We start from the raw sequence: 11,246 nt of genomic DNA, 5'->3' as shown, positions 1-11,246 counted from the left end.
AATTTTTGGAGGACTAGAAACAAAAAGATTACTATTTTCCAGATTTAAAAAAGAAGATATGAGAAGGAAACATGTAATTGGAATGGCAATTTGCCATAACCTCCAGACATATATGACTATTTTTTCTCCCTATAATTTTCTTTATGAATATGTTAAATGGAATTGATTTGTTCGACAACCCCGGTTTCATAGAAAAATTTATATAGAAGAATAATTATATAGCTCGGTGATTAAAATGTTGACAGGAAAACAGCCGATTTTAATATTGAAGGAAGGCACTGAAAGAGAGAGAGGAAGAGAGGCACAATATAATAACATCAGAGCAGCGATAGCAATTGCAGATGCAGTTCGCTCTACACTCGGGCCCAAGGGAATGGACAAAATGCTCGTGGACAGCATGGGAGATGTAGTGATTACAAACGATGGCGTCACAATCCTCAAAGAAATAGATGTTGAGCACCCCGCCGCAAAGATGATTGTTGAGGTTGCAAAAGCCCAAGATGAGGAGTGCGGCGACGGAACAACTACCGCTGTTGTGCTTGCTGGCGAGTTACTCAAGAATGCACAGGACTTGATAGAGCAGGATATACATCCTACAGTTATAGCTGATGGTTACAGAATGGCAAGTAAAAAAGCATGTGAGATACTAGAAAGCATTGCTCTAAATGTTAAACCAGATGATGACGAGCTGTTGAAGAAGATTGCAGAGACATCGATAACTGGAAAGGTTGCAGAGACGAACAAGGAATTGCTTGCAAGCATTGCCTATCGGGCAGTTAAGAGTGTTGCTGAGGAAATAAATGGTGAAATAAAGGTTGACATAGACAACATAAAAGTTGAGAAAAAGCAGGGTGGATCAGTTGAGGATACAGAACTGATAAATGGTATAATTCTTGATAAGGAAAGAGTTCATCCAGATATGCCATTAGTTGTTAAAGATGCAAAGATACTTTTGCTGAACAATGCACTTGAGGTTAAAAAGACAGAAGTTGATGCACAGATAAGAATATCAGATCCATCTCAGTTACAGAAATTCCTTGAAGAAGAAGAGGCAATGATAAGAAACATGGTCGAAAAAATAAAGAAGAGCGGTGCAAATGTTCTCATATGCCAGAAAGGAATTGACGATCTAGCACAGCATTATCTTGCGAAAGCTGGAATATATGCAGTCAGGAGAGTCAAGAAATCAGACATGGAAAAACTGGCAAGGGCAACAGGAGCATCAATAATAACTGAACTTGATGAAATTAAACCAAAGGATCTCGGCTACGCGGGGAAAGTAGAAGAGAGAAAGATAGGCGAAGATAAGATGACTTTCATTACAGACTGCAAGGAAGCAAAGGCGGTAAGCATACTTGTAAAAGGAGGAACAGAACATGTTGTTGATGAAATTGAGCGTGGATTGCATGATGCATTGAGCGTAATAGCAGTGGCTCTCGAAGATGGAAAAATGACAACAGGCGGTGGCTCAGCAGCGATAGAGATTGCTATGGGATTAAGAGATTATGCGGCAACAGTTGGAGGAAGGGAACAGCTTGCAATAGAGAAATTTGCGGATGCAATTGAAGTTATCCCAAGGGCTCTGGCAACAAACGCAGGAATTGATCCAATAGATATACTCATTGAGCTAAGAAAGGCACATTCTGAAGGCAAGAAATATCATGGAGTGAATGTTTATCAGGGTGGAACAATTGATATGAGGGAGAAAAATGTTCTTGAACCACTGCGCGTGGGAAAGCAGGCGATACGCTCTGCAACAGAAGCAGCCATAATGATTCTGCGCATAGATGACATAATTGCAGCGAGAGAAGTATCAAAGGAAAAAGGCAAAATGCCTGAGGAAGGAAAAGAAGAGGGTGAAGAATTCTAACCTCTTCCCTCTACCCTTTAGTATTCTTTTTATATATTTTTATGTATTTCTTTTATGATTGTGAGGGATATAAATTTAAAGAAAGTTAAAGGTAGCAAAGATTTGGTAGAACAATTTTATTATTCAGGTGGTTTTACCGCAAAAAAACTAGGAACTGCATTAAAAATAGTTGAGGAAATGATAAAAAAAGATTATTTTATCTTTCTTACTTTTCCTGCATGTATAGTTGCTACTGGAACAAGAGGGGTAATAAAAGATATGCTGAAGGATAAAATAGTAGATGGAGTAATTACAACCTGTGGAACAATTGATCATGATTTGGCAAGGAATTTTAAAAATTATTATCATGGCTCATTTGATGCGGATGACGCAGAACTTCATAAAAAAGGGATAAATAGATTGGGAAATATATTCATCCCTAATGAGAGTTACGGGCTCATTATAGAGAAAAAAATGCATGAATTTTTTAAGGATTTTAAAGGAAAAGTGGGGAGCAGAGAAATAGCCTGGAAAATAGGGGAAAAATTGGGAGAAAAATCAATTTTATATTGGGCATGGAAAAACAAAATACCTTTTTATGTGCCCGCAATATATGATGGGGCGGTTGGCTGGCAGTTATGGAGAATGAAAAACAGGATAGAGATTGATTTATCCAAAGATGAGAACGAACTTTCTGATATATTTTTTGGCGATGGCAAAATAGGAGGGATTGTAATTGGCGGAGGAATTTCAAAGCATCATCTGATATGGTGGGCTCAGTTCCACGGCGGGCTGGATGCGGCCGTTTATATTACATCCGCTCATGAATGGGATGGCTCTTTGTCTGGGGCAAGGGCCAAAGAAGCAGTTTCATGGGGGAAGATAAAGGAAAAGGCAAAGCATGTTACAGTAGAAGGGGATGCAACTGTTATACTTCCTCTTTTGATTTCCTCTATTCGATGATTGAACCAGATTTTTTATAAAATGATAATATATAAAAAGCATGAAGAAACTGATAATCATTGCATTTTCAGCGATGCTTTTAATTAGCATTTACACTCAAGCCATAGAAGTTGGTGAATTTAGGGTTGATGATGGAAAATTGACTGGAAAATATCTTCCAGCTGGACTTGAAGGAAAAATTTCCTGTTATAAGGAAGATAAAAAAATAATTGAGATGGTTTATAAAAATGATTCAATAGAGATTTCAATACAGTTTTTTGATGCCCTTGAAAAAATTGTTGAAAGAGACCCTCTTTTAAAAGAGGAGATAAGAAAAGCCCTACTCCCTATAAACATAAGAGGGGCATTTTTTGGATTTGAGTATGGTGGATGTACAATAGAATTGCATGATGCACCTTCAAGATTTCTGAAAATATTTTCTGATAAAATAATTATAAGTGAGATTAATGATTATGAAATAAATCCAGTAAATGAAAAATTAATAAAAATGAAAAAGGAAAATATAAGTGTTGTTTTAATGAGCGATGAAAACCTATTTTTTGATGGAGAAAATATAACAGCTAAAAATAACCTCATTCTTGCGAGCTTTTATTATTCGGAGGAAAAAATAGAGAATGCTTTCTCAAATAAAGAGATAGGGGGAGAAATAATCATAGCTGGTTTTGATTTAAATAATGAAACATACTCTATGTCCTATTTCGGAGAAGTATCGATAGAAGCAGTTAATATAACAGAGGAAAAGGTTTTGCTTAATGTAAGAGGAAACTCAACCTCGGGAAAGGTAATAAAGATAAGCTTGGGGAAAAATGTTTGTATATCAGATGAATTTATAATAAAATTCGATGGTAAAAAAATTGATGAAGCAGGTAGCTTTGAAGATATTCTTAATCCAAATGATGATGGCATATATCCAGAATATTATAAACTTGATTCCAAAGAAGGTTTATTTTTGCTTGTAAGCATTCCGCATTTCAGTGAGTATAAAGTTAGTATAGAATTTATTGTTGAAAATATATTTGGAAAAATTATAGCCGCATTTTTTGGTATTTTTGTCATATCCTTAGCCGCTTTATATATGTTTAAAAAATAAAAAATTAAATTCTTCCAAAAGAAGTCCATGCATCAAGGAATTTATCGACCGCTCTATCAAGAAATGTGCTTCTATATGTGATAAGAACATCGATAACTCTATCCTTATTCTTTATATTATATCCCTTCTCCTTGCCAAGAGAAATTTCTTCCAAAATGTCAGCTTCAACCAATTTTTTTATATGAAATGAAACAGTTGATGGAGCTTTCCCTGTGCTCTCACATATATCCCTATGAATTGCATTTGGATTTTCGAGCAAAAAAATCAATATTTTGCGGGGCGTCTCTTGGCGGAGGAGGGAAATTATTCTGCTGTCCTGGGGCGATGTTTTTTCTGTGACAAAATATCTTCTGTATCTTCTATCCTCTTTTGCAACAACCAGATTTTTCCTCTCCATATAGTGGAGATGATAATCAACTGTGCTTAAGGATAAATTTAATTTTCTTGATATCTCTCTTTTATGAAGACCTGGCGAAGAGGCAATTAACTCATATATTTTTTTTCTTGTTTCCAGAGCAAGATGGTCTTCTTTCATTTTTTCGCTGCAGCAATATAGAGGAAGAAAATTATAAGCAAATCAAAAAGAATTAAATAGCCAATTTGCTGGTAGTATTTTATTATGACAATCGATTTTATGAAAAAGATAAGGAAAGATAAACCTATGAAAAGAATTTTTATTTCCCTCACCCTCTTAAATGATATCATTGAAATTATAAATAGAAGCAGCGACACGCCCGCCACAACAACACCCGCAAATAGGCTTATTTCGTTAATTTTAACACCCGATTTTTATATTTGCAGTATATAAAATTTTTTCTATTGAATTTTGCAAAAGCGCAAATTTAAAAAGGCGGAATTATTTCCTTATTTGATAAACATGAAAATAATGGAGAATGAATTAAGAGGAAAGAAAGTTATGAGCAATAGTGGGTTATATTTAGGTATAGTGAGAAATATAACAGTTGATGCTAATAGTGGGAAGCTTATTGACCTTATCGTGGAACCATCCGATAAAATAGATCCGCGCTTGTACAACCAGAATGAAGAGGGCTACATTCTATTTCCATTTGAATCAGTTAAATCAGTTAAGGATTTTGTTATACTAAGTGAAGAGTAAATGGAAAAGTTTTTCAAGCCCAGAAGTGTTGCATTAGTTGGAGCTTCAAGCAAAAAGGGTAAGATAGGATATGAAATTTTTAAAAATGTTATAAAGAGCAAAGTAAAAGCATATCCTGTAAATCCAAATAGAAAAAAAATTTTTGGGAAAAAGTGTTATAAAAGTTTGGATGAAATAAAGGATAGAATTGATTTGGCGGTGATTGCTGTTGAGGCAGATAAATGCATTGAGGAACTGGAGAAATGCGGGAAAAAAGGGATAGAGAATATTGTTATAATATCAGGTGGATTTAAAGAAATAGGGAAGATAGAGGCAGAGAAAAAAATAGTTGAATTGGGAAGAAAATACAAAATGCGCATTATTGGACCAAATTGCATAGGTGTATTCAATTCAGAAAATGGTTTCAACACTTTTTTCCAGAGAAATATGGATTTGCCGAAAAAAGGAAATGTTGCAATAATGACCCAATCAGGGACATTTGGAATTGCTCTGCTTGAAAAATGTGCAACTGAAGGAATAGGTGTTACAAAGTTTGTATCCTATGGCAACAAAGCGGATGTAAATGAAATTGATTTACTTAAATATTTTAAAAATGATAAAAAAACAGATATAATTGCAATATATGCGGAAGAAATTGGAAAAGATTTTTTTGAAATAAAAAATGAAAAAATTGTAGTTGTCTTGAAATCTGGAAGAAGTGAGTTAGGACAGAAAGCGGCATTTCTCCATACTGGAGCGATGGCATCAAACTATAAAATATTTGAAGGTGCCTGCAAGCAGAGAAATATAATATTTGCTGACGACTTCGAGGAATTTTTTGGAGTGTTAAAAATACTTGCGATGCGTGGTTTGCCATCTGGCGGGAAGGTGGCGATAGTCACAAATGGGGCGGGGCCCGGCGTGATGGCGTGCGATTTTGCGGGCGAGGCAAGAAATATAGAGATTGCTGAAATTGTGGATTTGACGGGAAGCGCGACCGCAAGGGATTTTATTGAAGCGGTTGAAAAGAGAAGAGAGGACATTATTATCCTTACATTTGTTTTTCAAGATTCTCCGCTTGCAGAGAGTTTGAAAGAGCTTTATTATGGTTTAAAAAACTCTGGAAAGTATTTTATTGCAATATGTATGGGAGGAAGATTTGTAGAAGAGCAAAAGAAAAAGTTGCTAAAACTTAAAATACCTGTTTTTGAAGAGCCAAGGATTGCGATAAACTCCATTGATAAAATTGTTGGTTATTCATTGAGAAAATGAGAATTGCTGTATTAAATAGGGATAGATGTCAGCCAAAAAAGTGTTCAATGGAATGTATAAAATATTGTCCAAAAGTAAGGAGTGGTGTTGAAGTTATATCAATTGATGAAAATAAGCCAGTTATATCAGAGCAACTCTGTGCGGGATGCGGAATATGCGTCCATAAATGTCCTTTTAAGGCAATTCATATAGAAAATTTACCGGAGGAGTTAAGAGAAAGTATCGTGCATCAATATGGAGAAAATGGATTCAGATTATTTCGCTTACCAGTTCCAAAAAAGGGAAAGGTTGTTGGATTGCTAGGTGAAAATGGAATAGGAAAAACAACTGCAATAAAGATTTTATCTGGCAAAATAAAGCCAAATTTGGGGAGAATGGAGAAGGAGCCAAGCTGGGAAGATATAACTGATATATATAGAGGAACAGAACTCCATCATTTTTTAAAGAATATTTCTGAAGGTAATTTAAGAATTTCAATAAAACCACAATATGTAGATGAACTGTCAATGTATGAGGGTAGTGTAAGAGATTTTCTTTTAGAAAATGGTATAGATGATGAAATTGAAGGAATGGATAATAAAAAAATGAACGAGCTTTCTGGAGGAGAGCTGCAAAAAATTGCTGTTTTTGCTACTTTAAAAAGAGATGCAGACCTCTATCTTTTTGATGAACCAACATCCTACTTAGATATAAAAAATAGAATGGAAATTGCAAAAATTATAAGGAAAGCATCGGAAAATAAAATGGTGGTTGTTGTTGAACATGATCTTGCGGTGATGGATTTTCTTGCGGATATTATTCATATCTTATATGGTAAGAAAGGGGTTTATGGAATTGTATCTGATGCAAAAAGTGTAAGACATGGTATAAATACATATCTCTCAGGTTATCTGAAAGAGGAAAATGTAAGGTTTGGAGAAGAAATAAAATTTGAAAAACATCCTCCCCGTGAGTTTAAGAAAACAGAGAGTTTGGTTATATTTGATAGATTGAATAAAAAATATGATGGTTTTGAATTAACAGTAAATGAGGGAAAAATAAACAAGGGAGAGGTTATTGGTATTTTGGGACCAAATGGAATTGGAAAAACAACTTTTATAAAGCTTCTTGCAGGATTGATTGAGCCAAATGAAGGAAAAATAGATAAAAAAATAAAAATAAGTTACAAGCCACAGTATATAAGGGCTGAAGATGGGAAGGTGGAAGAACTTTTTGAGAAAAATAAAGATAAATTTCACAGCTTATATGAAAAAGAAGTTTTACATCCTCTTGATATAAAATATTTTTATGGTCATGAATTAAAAAGTTTATCTGGTGGAGAACTACAAACTGTGGCAATTGCATATTGCTTGAGTTTGGAAGCAGATTTATATTTAATTGATGAACCATCAGCATATCTTGATGCAAAGCAAAGAATGACGGTTGCAAAAACGATAAAAAGAGTTATGGAGAAAGAAGGAAAGGCATGCCTGGTTGTTGAGCATGACATATATTTTGTTGATATGGTTAGTCAATCCCTTATGGTTTTTTACGGAGAGCCTGGAAAAAGAGGATTTGCCAAGGGACCAATGAATTTAAGGGAAGGAATGAATTTTTTCCTGAAGGATTTAGAAATCACATTCAGGAGAGATGAAGACAGCAACAGGCCAAGAATAAATAAAATTGACTCACGCCTTGATAGAGAGCAAAAAGAATTAGGAGAATATTATTATGAAATATGAAACCAAAAAGAATAAAAAATTGAAATTGATAAATATTCATGAAAAAAATTGTTTGGGCGGTAGCATTCCTCCTGTTGGTATGCCAGGCGGTTGCAATAAATTATGCTCCAGTGGTTCAATTCACCTATGAAATAAATGGAAAATTTGTAATTTTTGATGCATCTTCGAGCTATGACCCAGATGGCTACATATTAAATTATACATGGCATTTTGGAGATGGAAGCATTGGCTATGGAATTATTGCAAACCATAACTATGAAAATGAGGGAAGATATAATGTAACATTAAATGTAGAAGATAATCTGGGTAACAAAAACTCCACAACAAAAACTATAGTAATAGATATTACGCCTCCTTCCACAATATGCAAGTTAAATCCTGATATAAATGGCAGAAATGGATGGTATGTAAGCAATACAATTTTGTTTTTAAATGCAGTAGATTCTTTAAGTGGTATAAATAGGACATATTACAAGGTTGGCGGAGGCGCATGGAGCGAATATTTTGCGCCAGTGGCAATTTCTGAGGAAGGAAATCATACGGTTTATTATTATAGCGTTGATAATTCGGGAAATTATGAGGAAACTAAAATTATGAACATTAAAATAGATAAAAGTCCTCCTTCAACTCATATTCTTGTTGATAAAAATTCTTCGGGCGGATGGTATAATGAAAGGATAAATGCATCGCTCTTTTCAGACGATGCAATATCTGGAATAAATAAAACATTTTACAGGATAAATGGTGGAGAATTTTTGGAATACAATATGGTTATAAATTTGGGGGATGGAAAATACTTTTTTGAATTTTTCTCTGTTGATATGGCTGGAAATTTTGAAGAAAATAATAGAATGGAAATAAAAATAGATACTGTTTCTCCAGAAATAAATATTATTTCTCCTTTAAAAGGGCTATATGTTTTCGGAAGGAAAATTTTTGATACAGAATTAACTTTTGTAATAGGAAGCTTGGAGGTAAATGTTGAATGCTATGATTTAAATGGAATAAAATTAATTGAGTTTTATTATGATAACATATATAAAGGAAATTCAACTTCCTCAACTTCTTCATGGGAAATAAATGAATTTTCAATTGGAAAGCATGAAATAAAATTTATTGCATACGATTTGGCTGGAAATAAAAAGATAAAGAGCGAGGAGATTTACATAATAAATTTGAAATGGAATTGAAGGAATTTGTAAAAATTTATGGAAAAAAATACAGTGAAATTTTGGGGATTGAGCCAGATAATGAGCCATTTAAATGGTTTCTTGCATCCATCCTTTTTGGAGCGCCAATAAGAGAGGAAAATGCAATAAAAACATATAAAATTCTTGAGAAAAATGGATATACAAGTCCTGAAAAAATAATTATGGCAGGATGGGATGAAATTGTAAAATGTTTAGATGAAGGGGGCTATACAAGATATGATTTTAAAACAGCAGATAAGATAATGGAAGCATGTAAAAATATAGTAAAAATTGGAGGAATTGAGAAATTAAAAGAAAAATCTAATTTAAAAGATAGCTTAAAAAATTTAGCAAAGGGAATAGGAGATGTTACAGTAAATATATTTTTGAGAGAACTTCCCTGGGCTGAACATAGCATATCTGAATATGCAATAATTTCTGCAGAAAAACATCACCTCTTTGATAAAAAATTTAAAAAAATTGAAGGAATTGATGAAGCTGAAATGGAAATAGCTTTTATGAGGCTTGGGAGGGATTTCTGTAGAAAAGGAAAATGTAATAAATGCCCTTTCCCTTGTTAAATTTCAATAAGATTATATTGCATGCTTCCAAGTCCTATTTTTTCTCCTTCAATAAGCTGTATTCTCCCATCTATTTTATGAATTTCATAAAATATGTCCTTTCCCGCATGATTGCAAATCAAATCATAGGATGCTTTATCTATTGCAACCGCATCGTTGCCACCTAAAATCCCTATATCTTCTATTAATGGCTTATCTGGAAATGAGCAGCAGTCGCATCTTGGAGTTATATCAGTTAAAAAGTTTATAAAAGAAACCTTTCCACCAAATTTTTGAATAACAGCCTTGCATGCAACTGCTACTCTTCTCTGCAATTCTTTTGCATCACTAATATAAAAACAACCCTGCTCGCATAAAACAGTACATGCCCCGCAACCCCTGCATCTTTCATAATCTATAAAAATTTCTCCATTTTTTTCATATATTGCCCCTGCTGGACAGAAAAGGGTGCATTTCTTGCACATTATACATTTGCTTTTATTGTGCGCTGGCTTGCTTGCAGCATGCTGCCATGCCTTGCCCGCTTTGCTGCAGCAGCCCATGCCAACATTTTTTATCGCCCCCCCGAAGCCGGTCATTCCATGCCCTTTGAAATGGGAAATTACCAGCATATAATCTGATTCGAATATTGCTTTCGCAACCGCAATTCTTTGCCCATCTGTTTCCACAATTTCCTCATTCCTTCCGAGCAAGCCATCCGCTATTATAATTGGGCAATTCATTGAAGAAATATTGAAGCCATGCATTGATGCTGTATAAAGATAATCTATTGAATTTCCTCTATGCCCCCCATACAGAGTTGTTGTATCTGTTATAAATGGCTTTCCTCCGCATTTTTTCACCATATCGGCGATCTTGCGGACAAAAAAAGGGCGAACATATGCATTATTTCCTAACTCCCCCATATGCAGTTTAATTGCTACAATATCTCCCTTGCTTATTTTATTCAATTTTTCAAAAATTTTTTCAAGTGCAAGATGAATTGCATCTTTTGCAAAAGGTGTTGATGCTGATTTAAAATAAATTTCATTCATGGGTATAAAATATATTAAATTTAAATATTTTAGCAGTAGCATCCCTCGGCACTTTCAACAAATTCTCACCTCTGGATTGTAAATGGCTAAAATGCAGTTAAACATCTTGCTTTGAGGATGTTTTTTAATGCCCATTTATACATGGAGCTCTATCATAATTAGTGGCTTATTCTTGCAATAAACCAAGAAGCTATTGACAAATCTTATTGCATCTATTGCCATACAACGCCTGTATTTTTCTGAATTAGTAAATAATTAGGCAAATTTATGATACCATCTGCCATGCTTCATTATCCTGCATAGTAAAGAATGATGGCAATCATAATTTCTATCTTTTTCTTGTCCCAGCAAAAGATATTTTTTTCTAACTAATTCTATTAATTGGTGTAGCATTTCTTATTTTTTAAATTTTCAAATTCTTGATATTGCCTTTGCTGGGTGAAAGAAAAA

Annotated in this window: 11 protein-coding genes; 9 read left to right on the top strand and 2 right to left on the bottom strand. The window is 34.1% G+C overall.

Annotated elements, in window-relative coordinates; all coding sequences use genetic code 11:
- Nucleotides 1-235 precede the first annotated feature (235 nt).
- From H5T45_06400 to H5T45_06390, 3 genes are read left to right on the top strand one after another with little or no spacing between them, the layout of a single operon-like run.
- Nucleotides 236-1,870, top strand: coding sequence for a TCP-1/cpn60 chaperonin family protein (locus H5T45_06400; GenBank protein MBC7129341.1), 1,635 nt, complete (start codon nt 236-238; stop codon nt 1,868-1,870).
- Nucleotides 1,871-1,924: 54 nt separating this feature from the next.
- On the top strand, nt 1,925-2,812 hold the full coding sequence (locus tag H5T45_06395) for a deoxyhypusine synthase (GenBank protein ID MBC7129340.1): 888 nt from the start codon (nt 1,925-1,927) through the stop codon (nt 2,810-2,812).
- Between the two features lie 40 nt (nt 2,813-2,852).
- Entirely contained in the window at nt 2,853-3,902 is a 1,050-nt protein-coding gene (locus H5T45_06390; protein ID MBC7129339.1) for a hypothetical protein, read from the top strand.
- 4 nt (nt 3,903-3,906) lie between these two features.
- On the opposite strand, the gene H5T45_06385 is transcribed toward H5T45_06390, so the two are convergent.
- Nucleotides 3,907-4,437, bottom strand: coding sequence for a winged helix-turn-helix transcriptional regulator (locus tag H5T45_06385; protein ID MBC7129338.1), 531 nt, complete (start codon nt 4,435-4,437; stop codon nt 3,907-3,909).
- 84 nt (nt 4,438-4,521) lie between these two features.
- Between H5T45_06385 and H5T45_06380 the strand changes: the two genes are divergently transcribed.
- The 6 genes from H5T45_06380 to H5T45_06355 all read left to right on the top strand — a co-directional run bounded on the left by H5T45_06380 (nt 4,522) and on the right by H5T45_06355 (nt 9,762).
- Nucleotides 4,522-4,710, top strand: coding sequence for a hypothetical protein (locus tag H5T45_06380; GenBank protein ID MBC7129337.1), 189 nt, complete (start codon nt 4,522-4,524; stop codon nt 4,708-4,710).
- 69 nt (nt 4,711-4,779) lie between these two features.
- Nucleotides 4,780-5,019 (top strand): PRC-barrel domain-containing protein, encoded by a 240-nt coding sequence (locus tag H5T45_06375; GenBank protein ID MBC7129336.1) that lies wholly within the window; start codon nt 4,780-4,782, stop codon nt 5,017-5,019.
- The gene (locus H5T45_06370; GenBank protein MBC7129335.1) at nt 5,020-6,270 is read left to right on the top strand and encodes a CoA-binding protein; all 1,251 of its coding nucleotides are present in this window, start codon (nt 5,020-5,022) and stop codon (nt 6,268-6,270) included. It begins immediately after the preceding gene.
- Nucleotides 6,267-7,991 carry a ribosome biogenesis/translation initiation ATPase RLI gene (locus tag H5T45_06365; GenBank protein ID MBC7129334.1) on the top strand — a complete coding sequence of 575 codons (1,725 nt, stop codon included), beginning with the start codon at nt 6,267-6,269 and terminating at the stop codon, nt 7,989-7,991. The genes H5T45_06370 and H5T45_06365 overlap by 4 nt, the downstream gene beginning before the upstream one ends.
- Nucleotides 7,992-8,029: 38 nt before the next feature.
- The gene (locus H5T45_06360; GenBank protein ID MBC7129333.1) at nt 8,030-9,181 is read left to right on the top strand and encodes a PKD domain-containing protein; all 1,152 of its coding nucleotides are present in this window, start codon (nt 8,030-8,032) and stop codon (nt 9,179-9,181) included.
- Entirely contained in the window at nt 9,172-9,762 is a 591-nt protein-coding gene (locus H5T45_06355) for a hypothetical protein (protein MBC7129332.1), read from the top strand. The genes H5T45_06360 and H5T45_06355 overlap by 10 nt, the downstream gene beginning before the upstream one ends.
- On the opposite strand, the gene H5T45_06350 is transcribed toward H5T45_06355, so the two are convergent.
- Nucleotides 9,759-10,796 (bottom strand): DUF362 domain-containing protein, encoded by a 1,038-nt coding sequence (locus H5T45_06350; GenBank protein MBC7129331.1) that lies wholly within the window; start codon nt 10,794-10,796, stop codon nt 9,759-9,761. The genes H5T45_06355 and H5T45_06350 overlap by 4 nt on opposite strands.
- Nucleotides 10,797-11,246 lie beyond the last annotated feature (450 nt).

The sequence above is a fragment of the Thermoplasmatales archaeon genome (assembly GCA_014361245.1).
In the GTDB taxonomy this organism is placed as follows: Archaea; Thermoplasmatota; E2; order UBA202; family JdFR-43; genus JACIWB01.
Note: the sequence above shows the minus strand (reverse complement) of the source record. Positions and strands in the feature narration are given on the sequence as shown.